Origin of the sequence: Paenibacillus polymyxa, assembly GCF_018614975.1 — a bacterium.
Classification (GTDB): Bacteria; Bacillota; Bacilli; order Paenibacillales; family Paenibacillaceae; genus Paenibacillus; species Paenibacillus polymyxa_E.
The window spans coordinates 36,064-58,346 of sequence record NZ_JAGGNR010000012.1; the positions used below are offsets into that span (position 1 = coordinate 36,064).

8 protein-coding genes are annotated in these 22,283 nt (G+C 46.5%); all 8 read left to right on the top strand.

All coding sequences use genetic code 11. The features are described 5' to 3' along the window. Nucleotides 1-18: 18 nt before the first annotated feature. The 8 genes from J7E78_RS11115 (at nucleotide 19) to J7E78_RS11150 (ending at nucleotide 22,257) form a co-directional block, all read left to right on the top strand. Complete coding sequence (locus tag J7E78_RS11115; RefSeq protein ID WP_215076249.1) at nucleotides 19-7,767, top strand: SDR family NAD(P)-dependent oxidoreductase; 7,749 nt, start codon at nucleotides 19-21, stop codon at nucleotides 7,765-7,767. Nucleotides 7,768-7,771: 4 nt separating this feature from the next. Continuing rightward, entirely contained in the window at nucleotides 7,772-16,738 is an 8,967-nt protein-coding gene (locus J7E78_RS11120) for an SDR family NAD(P)-dependent oxidoreductase (RefSeq protein WP_215076250.1), read from the top strand. A 27-nt stretch (nucleotides 16,739-16,765) separates the two neighbouring features. Next, nucleotides 16,766-17,617 (top strand): 3-hydroxyacyl-CoA dehydrogenase family protein, encoded by an 852-nt coding sequence (locus J7E78_RS11125; protein WP_215076251.1) that lies wholly within the window; start codon nucleotides 16,766-16,768, stop codon nucleotides 17,615-17,617. Between the two features lie 35 nt (nucleotides 17,618-17,652). Continuing rightward, a complete protein-coding gene (locus J7E78_RS11130; RefSeq protein WP_017686948.1) occupies nucleotides 17,653-17,886 on the top strand; it encodes an acyl carrier protein in 234 nt (77 codons plus the stop codon). 58 nt (nucleotides 17,887-17,944) lie between these two features. Then, nucleotides 17,945-19,015, top strand: coding sequence for an HAD-IIIC family phosphatase (locus J7E78_RS11135; protein ID WP_215076253.1), 1,071 nt, complete (start codon nucleotides 17,945-17,947; stop codon nucleotides 19,013-19,015). Between the two features lie 30 nt (nucleotides 19,016-19,045). After that, nucleotides 19,046-20,320 carry an ACP S-malonyltransferase gene (gene fabD, locus J7E78_RS11140; RefSeq protein WP_215076255.1) on the top strand — a complete coding sequence of 425 codons (1,275 nt, stop codon included), beginning with the start codon at nucleotides 19,046-19,048 and terminating at the stop codon, nucleotides 20,318-20,320. Between the two features lie 87 nt (nucleotides 20,321-20,407). Beyond that, on the top strand, nucleotides 20,408-21,388 hold the full coding sequence (locus J7E78_RS11145; RefSeq protein ID WP_215076257.1) for an ABC transporter ATP-binding protein: 981 nt from the start codon (nucleotides 20,408-20,410) through the stop codon (nucleotides 21,386-21,388). Continuing rightward, nucleotides 21,385-22,257 carry an ABC transporter permease gene (locus tag J7E78_RS11150; RefSeq protein WP_215076258.1) on the top strand — a complete coding sequence of 291 codons (873 nt, stop codon included), beginning with the start codon at nucleotides 21,385-21,387 and terminating at the stop codon, nucleotides 22,255-22,257. The genes J7E78_RS11145 and J7E78_RS11150 overlap by 4 nt, the downstream gene beginning before the upstream one ends. The last annotated feature ends 26 nt before the right edge of the window (nucleotides 22,258-22,283 follow it).

The window sequence follows — 22,283 nt, forward strand, 5'->3', positions numbered from 1 at the left end:
ACTGTAAAGGAGAGCAAAATGAGAAAAGGATTAATGGGAAGTATTAAACTGGATGATCTCCTGGAATCCGGGGCAGAATCGGTCGATATTGAAAGTGTTTCAACTAAGGATATTGCCATTATTGGAATGTCCGGCAGATTCCCGGGTGCAGAGGAACTCGAGGCATATTGGAGCAATCTGATCAACGGTGTCGACAGTATCAGCGATTTCCCCGCAGAACGACAATCTTTCACAGATTATTATATGAAGACACGGGGAGAGTCGGTCGCGTATACCAAAGCAGGGTTTTTGAATCATATTGACCGATTCGATTATCGTTTCTTCAACCTGTCTCCCCGTGAAGCTTCTCTCATGGACCCCAATCAGCGGTTGTTTCTTGAAACGGCCTGGCACGCCATTGAGAATTCGGGATATGGAGGCGGGAAACTTAAAGGAAGCAACACAGGTGTGTACGTTGGGTTTCGTAACGATGAAGTATATGACTACAAAAGATTAATCACTGACTTGGAACCTCAGGCAGATCCCAGTGCAGTTCCGGGTAATCTGGCCTCCATTCTGGCTAGCCGGATTTCTTACTTGCTGGATCTGAAGGGGCCGAGCCTTTGTCTGGATACAGCATGCTCATCTTCTCTCGTAGCCATCCATCTCGCGTCCCAGGCCATTCGAAACGGGGATTGTGATCTGGCTGTCGCTGGTGGCGTAAAGATACGTTTGTTTCCCCTGGATGAAGGGAACAAGCTTGGTGTGGAAGCGCCAGATGGCAAAGTGAAGGCGTTCGATGCAGATTCGGATGGGACGGTGTGGGGTGAAGGCGCTGCCGCTATTATACTCAAACCTTTGAACAAAGCACTCAGGGATCGAGACCATATTTACGCAGTCATTAAAGGAAGTGCTGTGAATCAGGATGGAACTTCCGTAGGTATCACAGCGCCGAATACCGCTTCACAGACAGAATTGCTGGTGAAAGCATGGAAAAATGCGGGGATTAACCCGGAGACGCTAAATTATATTGAAACGCATGGTACAGGGACAGATATGGGAGATCCCATTGAGTTTGAGGCCATTCGCAGAGCGTTCCAAAAGTTTACGAACAAGAAACAATTCTGTGCTATCGGTTCAGTGAAGACAAATGTGGGCCACTTGGATTGTGTAGCTGGTATGGCTTCGCTTTTCAAGGTCATTATGGGAATGCGTGAAGGCATGATGCCACCCACACTTCATTTTCAGCGTCAAAACTCAAAAATCAACTTTGAAGATTCTCCGGTCTATCTCAACACACGCCCTAGAATATGGCATGCCGAAGGAGCTCCACGCAGATGTGGTGTCAGCGCGTTTGGTCTAAGTGGAACCAATAGTCACATCGTAGTTGAAGAGCCGCCACGTTATCACAGGCCAGATCCCGCAACGATTCCGGATATGCAAATTTTGACGATCTCTGCCAAAAGTGCTGCCAGCTTAACAAAGCTGGTGCACGCCTATCAGGCCTTGCTCGTTTCAGATCCTGAACTTTCGCTGGCAGATCTATCATTTTCGGCTAATACCGGAAGGGGTCACTATACTCAAAGGCTTGCGATCACTTACAGTGATCGCAAGGATTTGGAAAGAAAATTGAAGCTTGTATCAGACGCAAATGGTAGTCCGGATCTCCAGATAAACGGAGTACGCAAAGGCATGCATCGGATTATAACAGCGGGTGCAGGGGAGTCCACGCGAAGTACAGGGGAAATCACGGAGCAGGAGGTCAAGCTACTTGGACAGAAGGCCCAGGCATGGCTTACTGAACCTCATGTTCATTCGAGGCAAGTGCTGTTGGAGGCCATTTGTGATTTGTATGTTCAGGGAGCCGATGTGAGTTGGGAAGATCTATATAGAGAAAAGTCTGTGCGCAGGATTCCACTTCCGTCATACCAGTTTGAACCGAACATATGCTGGCTGGACTGGAAATCGGACATGGATCAACGGCAGACAGATGACATGTATCATAGCATGTATAGAACACGCTGGATCGCGGATTCTTTGGAACCGTCCAAACCCGATGAGGCGCAGCAGCCAATTGATGATGGGATAACCCTGATATTGCGAAAAGATAAAGACCCTGAAGGCGAAAGGCTTGAAACCACCTTGCGTAATCTGGGACGAAAGCTGGTATCCGTGACATTTGACGGAGATGTTGCCGTTATGGAAGGACTCTCAGGTCTAGTGCAACTTTCTTCAGAAGATGTTTATGATCATCTGCTTGGTGCACTGCCTTTCAATGATATAACCCGTGTTATTCATCTACTGAGTTCAACGCCCAGAATGCAGGTGCATAATCTGGCGGATCTATCTCAGGCGGAAATAGAGGGTCCTCTGAGTCTGTTCAGACTGGTCAAATCCCTTGTGCAGAGAGCAGTGTCTGGCCCTGTAGAAATATCAATTGCTACGACAACTGCTTATCAAGTGACGGGGGACGAAGTGGAACTGTATCCTGAGCACGCTGCCTTGATTGGCTGGGCTAAGGTTATAGGAAAGGAATATCCGCATATCCGTTGTCAGTGCATTGACAGAGATGAACATAGTTCACTTGAATCTATTCCGGAGTTGATTAGTGGCACAGGCATCTCCAACGAGAATTTTGCCTATCGGAATGGGATTCGTTATGTTGAACAGCTGGATGAATGGAACACAGAGACTCAGGAAAACAGGGACTGGCAACTGGTTGAAGATGGAGTATACATCATAACTGGTGGAGCAGGGGGGATAGGTTCAGAGATTGGGAGATGGATGGCTGGCCAGGCAAAGGTACGAATTGTCCTATTGGGACGGACAGAATTACCCAACAGAGAGCAATGGCCAATGCTTCATAAGAATGGGAAAGACCAAACTGCTATTCAGCAGATTATTCGTGAAATAGATGCCATGGAAAGTCTCGGAGCAATGGTAACTTATTTTAGCGTAGATGTATCCGATGAAATGCGTCTTACCCATACATTGGATATGATCAGAAAAACGTTTGGTTCTATACGTGGAATTGTGCATTGTGCAGGAACGGGCAGTGATCTGTCTACCGATCAGAAGAGTGAAGATGACGTCAAGCGCACGTTGGCTCCCAAGATCAGGGGGACATGGCTGCTTGATCAACTTACCCGACAAGATCAGCCTGATTTTATGCTGCTATGTTCTTCTGTCGCTACAACATTCAGCACGTTGACTATGGGGGATTATGTTGCAGCCAACGCCTACCTGGATACGTTCGCTGCACAACGAACCAAGCAGGGACTTCACACACTCGCCATTAACTGGGTGACCTGGAGGGAGCGGGGAATGGCAGCACGTTCGGGTTTTACGGCGGATACTATATTTAAGGCCATTTTGCCTGAACAGGCGATCCATACTCTCGCAGACGTTGTTACTCAAAAAGTAGACCGCGTTATTATCGGGGAATTAAACATAGATGGTGGGGGCATTCCTTTACTCGAACGTTCAGGGATTCGGGTTGCTCCACATTTGCTCGAACGATTGAAGAGAATGAAGTCTACGACCAGGTCTATAGCAGATATGGCTTCTGCCCGATCACTTTCACAACATGGCACGGGTCAGGTGATCCTCACGGGAAAAGAAAAAGAGGATTACACCGAAGCAGAACGACGTGTCGCTGATGTTTGCAGACAGGTATTGGGTTTCGAGGAAATTAACATCCATGAAAATTTCTTTGAACTGGGAGCCGATTCCCTCCTGTTAAAAACGATGCATGCCAGATTGGAACTGCTTGATCCAGGTTCACTTATGATTACGGATTTGTTTGAGCACGCAACGGTTTATAAGCTGGCCCGTTTTCTGGTAGATAAACGCCAGGAAAGCAACAACAACATGACTCATCATGCAACGATGAAAGGAACGGAACAGGACATAGCCATTATTGGCATTTCCGTCAAGCTGCCTAACGCCAACAACACGGATGAATTCTGGGACAATATTCGCAACGGGTTGGATTGCAGGACCGCATTGTCTGCAGAACGAAAGGATGCCATTGATCGCTATATTCGATATAAACAGTTTCCTGAGGGCAGCGTTGCTCTTGTGGAAGGGTCGTATATTGATGAGATTGATAAGTTTGATAGTACCTTTTTCCGTTTGTCTCCCAAGGAAGCAAGCCTGATGGACCCGCATCAGCGTCTCTTCCTGCAGGCATGCTGGGAAGCAGTTGAAGATGCCGGTTGTGTAGAAGGCATTAGTGGAAGTCATACCGGGGTATTTGTTGGATACTCGCCGAATATTCGCGATATGTATTCACGACTCATTTATGAAACCAATCCGACTCTGCTATCCAGCGCTATGGTGGGCAACACAGCAGCAGTTACCTCTGGAAGAGTATCTTATATGCTGGACTTGAAGGGGCCATCGATGGTCGTAGACACAGCCTGTTCATCTTCCCTCGTTGCTGTAGATGCAGCATGTCAATCGATTCGTAGTGGCAAATGTGAAATGGCCATAGCTGGTGGGATTAAAATCCATACCATGCCGATTCATCACACGAATACACGCATGGGAATAGGCATGGAATCCATGGATGGAATCACTCGTGCATTTGATGAGGAATCGGAAGGAACGGGATTTGGCGAAGGCATTGGAGTAATCATGCTCAAACCACTCGAAAAAGCTAAACAGGATGGCGACCAAATCTATGCGGTCATTAAGGGATCAGCATCCAATCAGGATGGCAGTTCTGCCGGGATGACAGCACCAAATCCGGCAGCTCAGGAAGACGTGATTCGCAAGGCATGGGATGATGCTGGCATTGATCCTGCGACCATTGGTTATGTGGAAGCGCACGGGACGGGTACACCTTTAGGGGATCCGATTGAAGTAAACAGTTTAACGAATGCATTCCGTATGTTCACCGACAAACGAAATTTCTGTGCTATTGGATCTGTCAAAGCCAATATGGGCCATCTGCTTGAGGCAGCCGGAATCGTCGGGTTGATCAAAGCGGCGTTGGCACTTAAAAACAAGGAATTGCCTGCAACCATTCACTTTAATCGGCCGAATGAAAACATCCCGTTTTACGATTCTGCCATATACGTCAACACCGTTACTCGTAAGTGGGAGGTTGAAGGCCATCCGCGGCGAGCTGGCGTCAGTGCGTTTGGCATGAGTGGAACCAATGCCCATATTGTGCTGGAAGAGCCACCGGCAGACTATGCCCATAAAGAACTGCCTGATCATGTTCCTCACGTTTGGCCACAGTTTTTCATGCTTTCGGCCAAATCACGTGAGAGCTTGCAGCAACTTGTTATAAGGTACGTTGCATATGGTCCGCAATTATTACAAATGGATCTGCAGGATATTTGTTACACGGTCCAGGCTGGTCGCAGTCATTATCCGCATCGATTAATTTTTGCAGTGAATACGACAATGGAACTTGTTTCACGTTTGAATGAGCTGAACCGGCTCGATTTCTGGGAATCTGAATTGGGTGACACCGACACGGTTTTCTATCGTTATGGAGAACACCGATTGGTGTCAGGCACGGATGGGATTAGACGTCCGGATGATCTTACTCTAGTTCAGAAGGAAAGTTTGAACGCCGAAATTCAAGAAGTGGCATTAGCGTGGAGGGACGGCCTGTACCGGGACGAATCCATGCAGGTCAAAATTAGTGAGTTGTATTCGGCGGGCGCAGATTTGCCACCATTATTATGGAATGACGGACAGACACCTCGTAAAGTGCGGCTCCCGGTGTATGCTTTCGAGCGTAAGACACACTGGCTGGACATACCCGACGTCGCCCCGGTAAAAGTGGAACGTATGGAACAACCATTTCATGTTATTCGTTGGGTTAACACGCCATCCAACGATGGGACATCATGGATGTCCTCCGAATCTGGAGATGTATTATTGTTCACAGGAAAAACCGCTCTTTCGGCATCGATCTATGAGAGATTACTGGCTGCGGGTCGGAAGGTTGTAAGAGTGGAGATTGGACTTCAAATGGATTCTACTCCAGGTGATGGATGGTATGGCGTTGATTCAAATAAACAGGCGTATGAGGATTTGTTAACAGATATTCAATCTGATTATCAATTCACACATATTATCCATATGTCAACGACTGAACAAACAGTATTTCCCGGGAGTATTGAACAATTAGAGGTTACCCAGCAACGTGGGGCTCGCAGCCTGATGTATCTTACACAGGCGCTGGCACACGTGGGTTATGAACGCGGGCTGAGCCTTACGCTGGTATCTGATTATGTGAACGAAGTGACAGGCAATGAACGTGTCCTTCAGCCACAACAAGCTCCTTTTATGGGAATGGGACGAGTTGTAGGGCAGGAATTGACGGGCATATCCTGCAAGTTTCTGGACGTGGATGATGTTGTCTCTGCTGAAGATGTGTTACAAGAGATCGGCCGAAAGTCTGATTTATATCTTGTTGCTTACCGGGAAGGTACTCGTTATGAGGAGCAGTTCGAGACTTTGGACGAAACGACGGTGATCGGCCATTCTCCAGCAATTCAAAATGACGGTGTATATGTGATAACTGGCGGCACGAAAGGCATTGGACTGGAAGTTGCCCAGTACTTGGCTGACAAGGGAGCAGGACATGTTGCTTTGCTTGCCCGATCACCTTTTCCGCCGCGTGACCAGTGGACTGAATGGCTTGATCAGAACAGAGACAGGGAAGTTTGCGAGACGATAAACCGGGTGATGGATCTGGAGAAGAAGGGAACATCATGTTTATTTTATCAAGTGGATATCGGTCATCTGGATAGGCTACGTGAGGTATTTGATGAACTTCGACATACCTGCGGTCCCATTCGTGGCGTAGTCCACAGTGCCGGTGTACCTGGTGAAGGCATGCTGATGCGCAAGACGGAGGAACAGTTCTCAGCAGTGTTTGGTCCCAAAGTCCAAGGAACGTGGGCGCTTGATCAGGTCACGCTTGAGGATAATCTTGACTTCTTCCTGCTCTTCTCCACGATCTCTTCGGTGTTTGCTGCTCCGGGCCAGGGGGACTATGCTGCTGCCAATGCATACCTGGATGCGTTTGCTGCATATCGAAGCAAGCTCGGGAAACGAACACTAACTATGAATTGGAACACATGGCGAGATACGGGGATGGGGGTTCGTTACGGCATCAATGTGGATGGCGTATTCTCCGCCATTCCTACGGAGCAGGGCATTGCATGGCTGGATCGTGCGATGGGAATGACCTTGAATCGGGTAATCGTCGGCGAGATCAATCGTGAAAGCAAATTGCTTGGCATGATGTCAAGTGTTGCTGTGAGACTATCTGATGACCTGAGATCCCTGGCTACTGGTGAGAAAACTGTGTTTACTGGAGCTCAGAATCAGACCGGTTATGCAGAAGTTACTCTGGATGGCAGGACAGGAGAAGGAGCATATAGCGATGCTGAGGATCTGATTGCCAAAATCTTCGGTTCCGTACTAGGGTTCAGTGAAATCAATATTTATGACAGTTTCTTCGAATTAGGGGGAGATTCGATCATGTTGGGCCAGATGCATGAGTTACTGGATCGTCATTTCCCCAATAAGATCAAACTGGTTGATCTGTTCGAATATACAACCGTAGACAAACTCAGCAATTACATTGCAGGCAATGAGCAACATATCCTGCAAGCTGCACCGATCACATCCGCATCAGAAGAGCAGGACGGAGATTGGAATGACTCATTAAGCCATATGCTGGACAAGTTGCAGGACGGGGAAGTATCTGTCGAAGACATTCTTCATCGTTTGGATGAAATACGGCCAGGGGAGTGAGCTTGTGGAGAAAGTCTACAAACATGTTGTTGAAAACATAGCCTCCGGCAAAATTGACAAAGTGACGGGGATTCAGGTCATCAATCTGCTGAAGCAGGAAGAAGCAAATCATCAAGAGGATATAGCAGTCATAGGCATGAGCCTTAAATTTCCCCATGCAAATCGCCCGGAGGATTACTGGCACATTGTTGAGCAGGGGATTGATTGCATAGGTGATTATCCATCTGATCGAAAATCTGTAACGGATGAGTACCTCAGACTAAGCGGATATTCAGACGAATTCCTTCAATATCTGGATGGTGCTTTTCTGGATGAAGTGGATCAATTCGATTATAAGTTCTTCCGTCTCTCGCCAAAAGAGGCCAGTCTGATGGACCCTTGTCATCGTTTATTTTTGCAAACGGCATGGCATGCCATCGAAGATGCCGGTTACGGCGGGCAAAGGCTTGCAGGAAGCAATACCGGCGTCTTTACCGGATTTGCCAATAGCAACAACTATAAGGAAATGATCAAGGATACCAACCCGGAAGAGTTGTCTATTGCGATGACTGGAAATATCGCGTCAATGCTTCCTACCCGCATCTCGTATCTGCTCAATCTAAAAGGACCGACTATGGTAGTGGATACGGCTTGTTCGTCCTCGTTAGTATCCGTTTATCTGGCTTGTAAATCGCTGATGAACGGGGATTGCAACATGGCGATTGCCGGAGGAGTTAAGCTGGATATTTTGCCAGTGGATAATGATTTTCTGAAGATTGGGATTGAATCCACCGACTACCGAACAAGAGCTTTTGATAAAGAAGCAGATGGGTCCGGTATGGGTGAAGGTGTGGCTGCAGTCATTTTGAAGCCGCTTCGTCAGGCTCAGAAGGATGGAGACCACATCTACGGTGTAATCAAAGGCATCGCCTTGAATCAGGATGGAACGTCCATGGGCATCACGGCCCCCAATCCGGTTGCTCAATCCGAAGTAATCGAGGAAGCGTGGAAGCGAGCAGGCATCCACCCGGAATCCCTGGCCTATATTGAAACCCATGGAACAGGAACGAATCTGGGTGACCCTATTGAGATTCAGGGGCTGGAACGTGCTTTCCGAAAATATACAAATAAAAAGCAATTTTGTGCAATTGGTTCGGTCAAAACCAATGTCGGGCATCTGTATGAGACAGCAGGTATGGCCAGTCTGATCAAGGGACTTTTATCATTGTATCATCGGAAGCTCCCGCCTTCCCTTCATTTTAATTATCCAAACCTGAATATTGATTTTGGGAATTCACCCGTCTATGTCAATACAAGGTTAAGAGAGTGGGAGCGAGGTGCTGATCCGCGTAGATGCGGGATAAGTACATTTGGTTTGAGCGGAACGAATTGTCATATGGTGCTGGAAGAAGCTCCTGTACAGGCCACATTGACCGTTACGGATGATGCGCATACGGATGTTCATCCATTCACGTTGTCTGCGGGATCTGATAATGGAATTCAAGTTCTGATGAAACAGTATCTGGACGGAGTATCTAAATTCCCCGACAGGTATTCATTACTGGATGTGTGTCGAACAGCTAATGCATGTCGCGGACATTATGCTCACCGAGTGATCATTTTGGCTGAACATTTGGAGGATTTGCGCATTAAGCTGACCCAGGTTATATCTGGAGACATTCACACGTTCACAGCACCTTGGTTTCATTATGGGGAACATCGACTGATCAGCGACAATAGGGAAGTTTCAGGGGTACATGATGTTACCCAGAAAAACGTTCGTGCGTTAAGTGAAGAGGTCAGACAAGAATTGAACCAGATGAATGAGGCTACATTCGACTGGGGGCGCCTGTGTACTCTTTACGTGCAAGGGGCATCGGTGGACTGGTGGCGTCTGTATGAGGGTAAGTCTACGAAGACCGTACCTCTGGCAGGTTATCCCTTCGATTTTCAGAAATGCTGGATTGACATGGGAAGCAGACCAGCAGAAGAGGGTGTCCACCATGATAACGGATTGTTTTCTCTCACGTGGCATGAGCTTGAGGGAGAGTACGAGGATAACGAAGTTCATTCAAGCGAGAGAGTTGTACTCTTTACAGCTGATGACAAAGGTGGGGCTGACCTTGCATTGTTATTGCAACAATCGGGTAAGGACGTCATTATGGTTTGCCCGGGAGATTGCTTTGAACAGAGGAATGATACTGATTTTCGAGTTGGTTCGAAAGAGGTCGATTTTGATTCTTTAGTCAATGCTATGGATTCAAAATCATGGTCACAGGTCATCTACGCACCTACCTTTGCTTCGGACACTTCTGTTCAGAATCTGGTGGAGTTGAATGAATCACAGGAACTCGGCGTTTACAGCCTGCTGTATCTGGTTCGTTCATTGACCAGACATGGTATTGATTATGATATGGATATGGTGATTTTGACCCAATGTGTCCATCATGTCACAGGCAAAGAACAGGTTCTTAGACCCGAGCTCGCACCGCTAGAAGGTCTTGCTAAGGTCATACGCAAGGAGCATCTGAACATACAATGTCGAGTTATCGACCTGGAAGATATGTTATGGAGCAAGGGGAGTGCAGAGTCTGTTTTCAGAAAAACAGATCACTTCCTTACCGCCATTCGAGACGGAAAACGGTATATTCAGTCATTCGGTACACTCCAGCCTGTTGCAGAGTCGGACAGTAACAATGGACAATTTCCAGCTCTTCATTCAGAAGGGATATATCTTGTGTCTGGTGGAGCCGGAGGTATCGGGATTGAAGTATCCAAATATTTGGCTGGCAGGGACAAGGTACATCTGGCCTGGATTAATCGTACTGCCTTTCCACCCCGGAGGGCATGGGAAGCGATTTTGGAAGCAAAGCAGGATCAGTCGTTATGCCGCAAGATTCAGGGAGTTCTTGATATTGAAAATATGGGAGCTACCGTTGAAATATACAGCGCTGACATTTCCAAAAAAGAAGAGGTAGTTCCAATTGTAGAAGAGCTGCGTCAACGTCATGGGAAGATCCGGGGGGTTATCCATGGCGCGGGAATCGGAAGATCCGACCTGTTGATGAATCGTACGGATGACCAGTTTAAAAGCATTTTCAATCCGAAGGTGATGGGTACACGTATCTTGGATGAAGTTACCCATTCGGATGATCTGGACTTCTTTATCCTGTTTTCTTCGGTAGCAACGATGTTTAGCGGAGCCGTTCAAGGAGATTATACCGCAGCCAATGCTTATCTGGATGCCTACGGTGAATATCGGAACAAGCTCGGCAGAAGGACACATGTGGTGAACTGGACGACCTGGAAAGAAACCGGTATGGCCCTCGAAGGTGGTTTCACAATTGATACCATTTTTAAGACGCTGCCAACTGGTAAGGCTCTTGAAGGGTTCGAGCAGGTGTTAGCCCATAATGTACCGAGAGCACTTGTAGGTTATCTCAATTATGAGAACGGTGGAGTCTTCCTGCTCGAAAAATCAGGGGTGATGCTATCTCCTGTGCTGACTGCGCAAATTGAACTATTCAAGGAGAAAAAGAAGCAGGAAAAAGCGACCAAAGCAAAGAGTGTAACGACAAATCCAGCAGGAGAAGTAAGTCTGACAGGAAGTCTCAACGAAGAGTTTAGTGATACGGAAAAACGTGTGGCCGAATGTTGCAGAAAAATATTGGGTTTTGATCAAATCGACATTCACGACAACTTCTTTGAACTAGGTGCAGACTCTATTCTGCTGATGAAAATTCAGAGTGAGATTGAGCGGATTTTTCCAGGAGCCATTAATGTTACGGACCTGTTCGAATACTCCAATGTTCATCATCTCGCAAAATTTATCGGTGGAAAAAACAAGAAGGAGGAACAGCGTCCTTCTCCAGCGATGCATCTCAGGAAGCGTACTGCGGCGGAACGAGATGGAGATATTGCGATTATCGGTATGGCTGTGAATGTGCCGCTTGCGTCCACACCTGAGGAGCTGTGGGAACATCTCGTTAATGGCACGGATATGGTACGTTCATTTCCGGAATCGAGAAAAGTGGATATTGACAAGCATTTTGCGTTCACAGGTCATGACCAGACACAGATGAAATACAACGAGAACGCGTATCTGGAAGACATAGACAAGTTTGATGCAGGTTTCTTTCGGTTATCGCCCAAGGAAGCAAGTCTTATGGATCCCAATCAGCGATTATTTCTTGAAGCTGCGTGGACTGCAATTGAGGATGCAGGGTATGGCGGCACCAGATTGAGTGGTAGTAAAACAGGCGTATATCTGGGATATGCGGCAACCTTGCGAGATCTGTATGCACGTCTCTTATATGAAGTTGATCCTGGGAGCGGATCAAGCTCCATGGTGGGTAATATGACAGCAATGATGTCTGCCCGGATCTCATATTTATTGGATCTAAAGGGTCCAAGCATGGTTATTGATACGGCCTGTTCATCTTCATTGGTGTCTGTAGACATGGCTTGCAAAGCTATTCGTAGCGGACAATGTGATTATGCACTGGCTGGCGGAATCAAGATTAACCTGTGCCCGGTGGATGATGAAAATATGAAACTTGGCATTGAGTCTACAGATCATCGCTCCAAAGCTTTTGATGATGAAGCAGATGGAGCAGGTATTGGAGAAGGGGTTGCAGTGGTACTGTTGAAATCACTTCAGCAGGCATTGGATGACCATGATTCGATCCATGCTGTAATTAAAGGCGGGGCTGTGAATCAGGATGGCAGTTCAATAGGCATCACGGCACCTAATCCGGCATCTCAAACAGAGGTAATTATATCTGCTTTGGAGGATGCAGGAGTCGAACCGGAGACAATCACCTACATTGAAACACATGGCACGGGCACGACATTGGGAGATCCGATTGAAATTAAGGGCATATCCGATGCACTGTCGAGCTACACAGATCGCAAGCAATTCTGTGCGGTGAGTTCCATCAAGACAAACTTGGGGCATTCTTCGGAGGCTGCTGGAGTGATTAGTTTGGTGAAGGCGGTTATGGCGCTGCGTGAGAAAAAGCTGCCTCCGACACTGTTCTTTAATCGACCTAATCGAATTATTGAATTTTCCAATTCACCGGTCTTTGTGAATACCCGTCTTCGTACTTGGCATTCTGAGGAAGGACCGCGACGTTGTGGGATCAGCGCGTTCGGGATTAGTGGAACCAATTGTCACGTTATCCTGGAAGAGGCCCCAGTACAGACATTTGTCCAAGCAGAGGAACGCAGACCTTATATTTTGCCTCTTTCCGCCAAAAGTAAAGACTCTCTGTCCAGATTGATCGCAGCTTATCGTGATTATCTCGATAGTTACGATGAACTGGATTTGTTAAGTCTGTGCGGAACAGCCGCTCAGGGAAGAGGACACTACAAGTTGCGTATCGCCATTGCTTTTAGAGACAAAGAAGAGCTGGTAGCCCGATTGGACAAGCTGCGTGGATGCCCGTTTAGCGAGATTAAACCGCCCGTTGCTTATGCATCTGAACATCGAATGGTTCCCGAGACGAAGGAGCCGGGTGTTGGTGAATTGACGGAACAAAAACTTCGTGAATTAAACGAGCAGTCAGATAGGGTACTGAAGCTCATTAACGAGCACGGATGGGAAGATCAGCATTTGGAGGAGATATCGATTCTTTATACACAGGGAGCCGATATTGACTGGTCAAGGTTGTACGCAGAAGAGGAAACTTTCCGGCTACATCTTCCAACGTATCCTTACGAGCGCAATCGTTGCTGGATTGATATTCCCGAACGAGCTGCGGTTCAACCATCCGTTGTGCAGAAGGAAGAACCAACGATGCATTACACCATTGGCTGGGTGGAAGCGAGTAATCCTGAGAGGCTCATTCCGAATCCGCAAACCGTCTTGCTTTTGAAGGGGACAATTCCGTTATGTGACAGTCTCTCCCGGGAACTTACTGAACGTGGAGCGCATGTCATTGAAGTTACTCTTGGTGCAACATATGCGAAGCTCTCTCCGGTTCATTATCAGATCGATGGTTCGGAGGATCAGTATCTGCAATTATTGAAGGCTACGAAGAACCACAGAATAGATCAGATTATTCACACCTTTACCATCAATGGTCATACAGCACCCGAGAGTCCGAAGGAACTGGAGGACGCCTTATGCCGAGGGGTGCATAGCTTGTTTTACCTCACAAAAGCCATTGCAGGTGCAGGATTGCGAAATCGAATGCGCATTGTGCTGTTATCCCAGTACGTTCACGAAGTTAGCGGCCACGAATCAAATCTTGCTCCTGAATACGCAACAATGTTTGGCTTGGGCAAAGCGATTGGACAAGAGCATCCTCAGCTGGAATGCAAGGTCATGGATATAGATGATGACACCGCTATTCCTATTTTGCTCAATGCAATGAATGCAGATGATGTTTTCTACTCCACTGCTTATCGGAAGGGTCAACGATATGTGGAAGAGTTTAGGAAAACAGATCTGTTGGGAGCTGAGCTCTCTGAAGTAACCATTAAGGAGCAAGGGGTCTATCTCATCACCGGTGGAATGGGCGGCATTGGCCGAGCATTTGCAGAACATTTTGCCAACAGACACAACGTTACCTTGATTCTTGCAGGCAGATCGGATTTCCCTGATCGGGAAACATGGCCAGCCATTGTGGAGGATAACAAGGATCTGGAGCAATGCAACAAAATTAAATGGATACATTCGATTGAGAACAAAGGTTCCACAGTAGGTCTCTACAGCGTGGATACAGGTGATCTTCAACAAGTATCAAGACTCATGGAGAACATCAGAGAGCAGTACGGCAAAGTGGATGGCATTGTTCATGGTGCAGGGGTAGCAGGTGAAGGATTCCTTGCGTCCAAGGATGCGGAGACCTTTAACCGTGTGTTGCTTCCAAAAGTGCAGGGAACCTGGAATATTGATCAGGCAACAGCCCACGACTCTATGGATTTTCTTGTTCTGTTCTCAACCACTTCAACATTATTCAGCTCTCCGGGTCAGGGAGATTATTCAGCAGCGAATAGTTATCTGGATGCTTATGCAGCGTATCGCAATCGCAGGGGTGGACGAACGTTAACGATCAATTGGGTGGCCTGGAAAGAGACCGGGATGGCCAAAGATTTTGGCGTAAATGATGACATGGTGTTCAAGTCTGTTTTAACAAAGTCTGCATTAAAGGCCTTTGACCACGCTTTTCAGCGTAAAGTGCCTCGATCTATCATCGGCGAACTGAATTATGACTCGGAATATATGGCCTACGTAGGTGATATGCCAATGATGATGTCGGAGGAAGTATACAACACGATTCAGGATCAAAGTGCCAGCGTGATTGCTGAAGTGGAGATGAGAAAGGCAACGCTGAACCAAGAAGTCTCGTTACACGGCCGCAATGATGGTCAATATACAGCCATGGAACAGATGTTATCCCGGATCTGGTCACTTCATTTGGGACTGACAGAAATGGATCTGTATGATGATTTTTACGAATATGGTGGAGATTCCATTATTGGACTCAAGATGGCATCGGATATATACAGGGAAACGGGGATACAGGTTAATCCTTCGGATGTGCTGCAATATCCGACGATCTGGGGACTGGGAGTTCACCTGCAATCTCTGGTCGATGTCGAGAATGCAACAGTCGGACAACAGTCTATCCCTCATGCAGAAGTCAAAGAAAAATATCCACTTTCATCAGCTCAAAAAAGGATATTCTACCTTTGCACGCAGGACCCGGACAACATCAGCTATAACCTGAACAAAGCGTTGATTATGGAGGGGAATTTTGACCCATTCACGTTGAACGGTTATATGAACACTCTGATTCAGCGCCATGAATCGTTCCGTACATCATTTCACTGGGAACAAGGAGAGCCGATTCAGAGAATTCACGAGAACGTGGATTTTTCAATCGAAACGTTGCCAGATGTCATTCGTGGAACGGAAGCAATGGAAGATGTAGTGAAGACGTTTGTCCGGCCGTTTGATCTGGAAGCGGCACCGCTAATTCGCATGATTGTCGGTTCGTTGGATGACGGTCGTCATCTGTTGATGTTCGATGTGCATCACTTGGTTACAGATGGTATGTCGATGGACAATATGATGTACGAAATCACGTCAATGTACAGTGGTTCACCTCTACCGGATATTCCTTATCAGTATAGGGATTATTCGGAGTGGAGCAACCATTATCAGCAATCGGATTCGATTAAATCACAGGAGGCCTTCTGGCTGGAAACGCTGAAAGGGCCATTGCCGACACTGCAACTTCCAACAGACTTTTCACGGCCTGATCGAAAAACCTATGATGGAGCCAAAATGACTTTTTATGCCGACGGGGTACTCACTGCTCGTATAGGCAAGCTCGGAGCACGTACAGGAACCACGCTATACATGTTGCTCTTATCCGCCTTAAATGTCCTATTGCATAAATATACGAACCAGAGTGATATACTCATCGGTTCGCCTGTAACGGGTCGCCAACAGGGTAACTTTGATGCCACCATTGGTATGTTTGTGAATACAATCGTCCTGAGAAACCACCCTGTGCCTGATGACTCATTCAGGGAGTTACTTCTGGACGTGAAGCAGCGTACGTTATCGGCTTTTGCGCATCAGGACTGTCAATTCGACCGAATTGTACAGCTTGTGAATAGTACACGTGATCCGAGCAGAAACCCGCTGTTTGATGTGTATTTTGCCCTGCAAAATGTTGGGATGTACACCGGAGAGATTGAGGCCTTCAAAGGTACATTAATCGATTATGACAGTGGAGTTTCAAGGTTTGATCTGGCACTGGATGCGATTGAGCGGGACGGTACGATCGAGTTTATTCTGGAATATAATACGAGTTTGTTCTTGCCTGGCACAGCTGAATATATCGCCAAAGATTTTGTGAAAATTCTTGAGATAATTTCAGAGCAGCCGGATACATTGATCTATGATATTGAAGTTGATCGTGTCACGGATATCACGGATGAAGCTGTAGATGAAGAAGTGAATTTCAATTTCTAGCCAGATCACAGAGGGGCGTTGATAGGAATGAAGGTTGGTGTAATCGGAGCAGGCGTCATGGGAAAAGGGGTTGCGCAGAGCCTTGCCCAGTCCCGGCACAACGTGGTTTTGATCGATGTGAGTGATGAAGTTTTGGATCAGGCGAGAACAGCCTTGTTTACTAATATCCGATTTTCGGGATTTTACAACAAGGATACCGAGGCCGAAGACCCGGAAACTGTGCTCTCGCGTGTGGAGTTTACGACACATTACGATTCGCTCAGCGATGCTGATTTTATTATTGAGAACGTGCCTGAGCAATGGGAGGTGAAAAAAGAGGTCTATGCACAACTTGAAAACTATTGCCCCGATTCTTGCATTTATTTGGTCAATACATCATGCATTTCGATTACAAAAGTTGGTTCCATCACCAAACGGCCTGACAAGGTCATCGGTGTACATTTTATGAATCCGGTCCCGTTAAAGCCCGTAGTCGAAGCTATTCAGGGTTATCACACTTCGGATACAACGATTGAAGCGACCAGATCCCTGCTCCATACCATGGGCAAAGAAGCCATACTGGTACAAGATCTCCCCGGTTTTGTATCTAACCGAATATCCCATCTGCTCATGAATGAAGCTGCCTTTGTCGTTCAGGATCAGGTAGCTTCACCGGAAGAGGTTGATGACATATTCGTCAAATGTTTTGGACATAAGATGGGTCCACTTCACACAGCCGATTTGATTGGTTTGGATACTGTGGTTCATTCATTGGATGTACTCTATGAGAGTTATCAGGACCCAAAATACAGAGTATGTCCCTTGCTTCGCAAGATGGTGGATGCCGGATTGTTAGGAGCAAAAAGCGGTCAAGGCTTCTTTGAGCACATGATTCTGTAAGTGTATCGACTATAAATTATACGAGGTGACTGTGCATGGAGTCCAAAGTCAAAGTAAAAACATTTCTGAGTCGTTTCTATCGCAAACGTGAAATTCAGGATGATGAGGATATCTTCGAATTGGGTTTTGCCAATTCCCTGTTTGCAATGCAGATGGTGATGTTTCTGGAGAAAGAATTCAACATTCGGATTGAGACCCAGGATATGGATCTGAGCAACTTCCGTACGTTGAACAAGATTAATGAACTGATTGAACGAAAGACAGCATAGACTGCCTGAAGGTCTTGAAGCAATCGTTTTGAACAATATACCAAGGAGGGGTTCAGGTATGGGTGATCCATCAGTAAGTTCGGTAATGGACAAGCAAAAGCAAGAGAAGGTGAAGCTGGTCGTCTGGGATCTGGATAATACAATTTGGGAAGGTGTCCTTCTGGAAGATGAGAATGTTGTCTTGAGAGAGGGAATTATTGATGTGATCCGGACACTGGACGAGCGTGGGGTTCTGCAATCCATCGCCAGTAAAAATGACCATCAGACAGCCATGGAGAAGCTTGAGGAATTCGGAATTCATGAATATTTCCTATACCCCCAGATTCACTGGAATTCCAAGTCCAGCTCCATTCAATCCATCATAACTTCTATTAATATCGGAGCGAATACGGTTGCTTTTGTGGATGATCAGATGTTTGAGCTGGAAGAGGTAAAGTTTGAGCATGCTGAAGTTCGATGCATAGATGCTGCCCAGTACCTGGACATTCCCCACATGGAGATGATGAATCCCCGTTTTATTACGGAGGACTCCAGACTTCGCCGTTTAATGTACAAAAGCGATGAGATCCGTAATAAGGCGGAAGAGGAATTCACAGGTCCCAAAGATGACTTTCTGGCTTCACTTGGCATGATATTTACCATTTCTCCTCTCAAGGGAGATGATCTGCAGCGTGCAGAAGAGTTGACGGTGAGGACTCATCAGCTGAACACCACAGGGTATACCTATTCCTATGAAGATCTGGAACAACTCAGTCAATCTCCTAATCACAAACTTCTCATTACAGGACTGGAAGACAAGTATGGAGCATATGGAAAAATTGGACTCGCTTTGCTTGAGATGGAAGAGGAATACTGGACCGTGAAGCTGCTGCTGATGTCTTGCCGTGTAATGTCGCGAGGTGTAGGCACAATTCTCATGAATTATATTCTGGAACAGGCGAAAGAAGCCGGGGTAAAGATACGGGCTGAATTCAAAATGACCGATCGTAATCGGATGATGTATCTGACCTATAAATTTGGCGGATTCAAAGAAATCCATCAGGAAGAGGACCTTGTCATTTTTGAACACGACATGAGCTATATTCAGAAAATTCCTTCATATGTGGAACTGAACATTATTAATAATTAAGACACCAACCCTATTAATGGAGGTTACGACATGGAAAAAATAGCACTGCTGTTTCCGGGACAAGGTTCTCAGTATGTAGGTATGGGAAAGAGTTTCTATGATCAATATAGCATTGCCAAGCAAACGTACGAGGAAGCGAGTGACGTTGCAGGTGTGGATCTGGCAAAACTATGTTTTGAAGGAAGTCTATCTGAACTGAATCAGAATGAGAACATGCAACCTGCTCTTCTGGCAACGAATGTAGCGGCCTTCAGAGTGTATATGGAAGAAGTGGGGATTCGACCACAATTCTGTGCTGGTCACAGTATGGGTGAATATTCGGCGTTGGTATGTTCAGGTGCCATGACATTTTCCGATGCTGTTCGAATCACCAAATTGCGCGGTGCAATGATGCAGATTCATATAGATCGTGGCACAGGATCAATGACCATTATGGACGGTATTGATGCATCCATCGTGGAGCAACTCTGTGAACAATACAGCGGCGAGCAGGGGGTAGCTGTGGTCTCCTGTTATAATTCGCCAACACAAGCTGCCGTATCCGGTCATCAATACGTACTGGAGGAGATCGAAGCAGCCGTATTGGATGCCGATGGTCAGGTTACTCCCCTAATGTCCAGTGCACCCATTCATAGTTCGCTGATGGCGGAAGATGCAGAGCAGCTCGGTCAAGGACTGGCAAAGTATTCGTACAATATGTTCAAATGGCCGGTACTATCCAATGTTACAGGTCAACCCTATGGTGATGTGGAGCGAATTCCGGGATTGCTGACAGATCAGATGGTCAAACCTGTGCAATGGACACGGATTCTTCAATACCTTGAGCGTTTTGGTGTCACACTTGCCATCGAAATGGGACCCAAAAATGTACTGAACAAATTGACCAAAACGAATTGTCCTGATATCCATTCGCTCTGCTTTGGGGAAAAAGCGGAACGTCAAAAATTGATCAGCATGTTTCAATCGGATGGCAAGAAGAAAAAAGGAGTACCCACAGTCATAACTAAATGTTTAGCAATTGCAGTGGCAACACCGAACCAGAATTGGGATGAAGCAGAGTATCAACAAGGTGTTGTTCAGCGTTACAAACGAATCCAGGCAATTCAGGAGCAGGTTGAAAATGCGGGGGACAAGCCCTCAAAAGAGCAGATGATAGAAGCGTTGGAACTGCTCAAGGGCATCTTTGAAACCAAAAAGTTACCCGTTAAAGAAAGAAATCAGTGGATGAATCATATCATTGATGATACTGGACATCACTACGAACTGGCGGAGTATCTGGTACACGAAGTTGTCGGCGTAAAGTGATAACATTAGGGGCGAAATGCGCTGAAATAGCGTATTCGCCCTCCCATGAATTCAGCAATACAGGCAATACATAAAGGGGGAGAACAAGTGAGAGTACTATCCGCTGAGAACGTCACTAAGTCCTATGGTAAACACCTAGCGTTAGATAACATGTCCTTTGAGCTTAACAAGGGTGAGATCCACACAATTCTGGGGACCAACGGTTCAGGTAAAACGACATTTATTAAAGTCCTGGCGACCCTGTTGACCAAGGACTCCGGAATTGTTAATATCGGCGGCTACGATTTGGATACCGATGCGAACATTATCAGGAGATTAATCGGATACGTGGGTCAAGATACTGAACGCTCTGCTTATGCGAGATTAACTGTTCGAGAGAACTTGATATTCTTTGGAAGACTTACCGGACTTAGCAAGCAAGAGATTTCAAACCAGATTGACAAATTAAGTACGTATCTGGATTTCTCGGAACATCTGAACAAGCAATTTATGCAATTATCGGGAGGCCAAAAGCAAACCGTTGTCATTATGCGAGCCTTGCTGCATGATCCTGAAGTGATATATCTGGATGAACCGACCAAGGGTCTGGACCCCGTGATCTCCAGACGTGTACGTGAGTTCATTAAAAGTTATGTGCGGGATGAGGGGAAATCCATTATTCTGACCTCTCACATTCTGACTGAGGTAGAAGACATGACGGACCGTGTGTCCCTGATGCGCAAAGGAACGCTCCTTAAAACAGGTACAATTGCCGAACTAAAATCCAATCTGGGCGCAGTCGAATTCATCGACATTCCCAGAGCAGATTTGCCCCCTTCCATTCAGGAGCGAATCACTGCTCTGCCGGAGGTAGCTTCCACCATTATTCGTGAGGAGGAAGATACGGTTTCCTTCGGAATCACGAACCTGTACGACGGGATGGGTGCGGTTATTAGTGAATTAAAAGAAGGCAATATCCATACGACCATTCAGCATAGACAACTAACACTTGAAGATTTGTTTGTTCAGCTCTATGTGAAGTCTGATGAGAACTTAGAGTACACATTGGCAGGAGGCAGAGAACAGTGAGTATCGAATACGCTAAAACCGGGACTGGTCAGGAAACGCTAAAGCTGCAAGCCATAGGTAAACCTACCGGATTTTTCACCGTCGTGTGGGCGACAACCGTGAAAGAATTGCAGATTGCTATAAGATATCTGCCCAACTTCTTCGGTAACTTCCTACAGTTGGGTCTACGAGTACTCTTTTTCCTGCTGATGTCCACGTTTGTTGTATACGAGGGAGAGAATGTACTTCAAGGAGATAACCTGTTTATCTTTTACCTGGGTGCAATACTTGTATGGCTGTTCTACGGAGTAGCGTTAAACGCTCCGCTCGGCGCCGTGACGAATGATCTCCATAACGGCACTTTGGAGTATCTGTACTGCAATCCAATCTCTCGTTATGCGTATTATGTAGGGACGGTTGTAGCCAGTGCATTAATGAATGTCATTGTGTTCATACCGATGTATATCCTGCTTGTTCTGTACGCAGGTCTCAACTTTGCTGAATCCATGATGATTCTAGTCACCTGTCTTGTGGTCATCGTTGCATTAATGGCGCTTGGCGTCATGATTGCACTACTGGGGATTCTGTACCGCCAGGTCTCATCCATTGTAGGTATTTTGTTTATCATGTTTGAATTTGTAGCAGGTGCTTATTTCCCAGTGGACCAGTTTCCTGCAGTCGTTCGTTGGATCGCATATCTTCTGCCTTATACCTGGGGGTATGATATGGTGCGTTATTACAGTTTCAAAACAGATTGGGTGCCGCTTGCACCGATCTGGATGGAATGGTGCCTCCTCATCTTTTTTGCCATTTCATATACAATCATCTCAATCGTTATGCTGCGCAAGGTAGAAAAGATGGCAAAGAAAAAAGGTCTCAACCTAATCTGATTATTCTTGATCCCAAAGAGAATGGG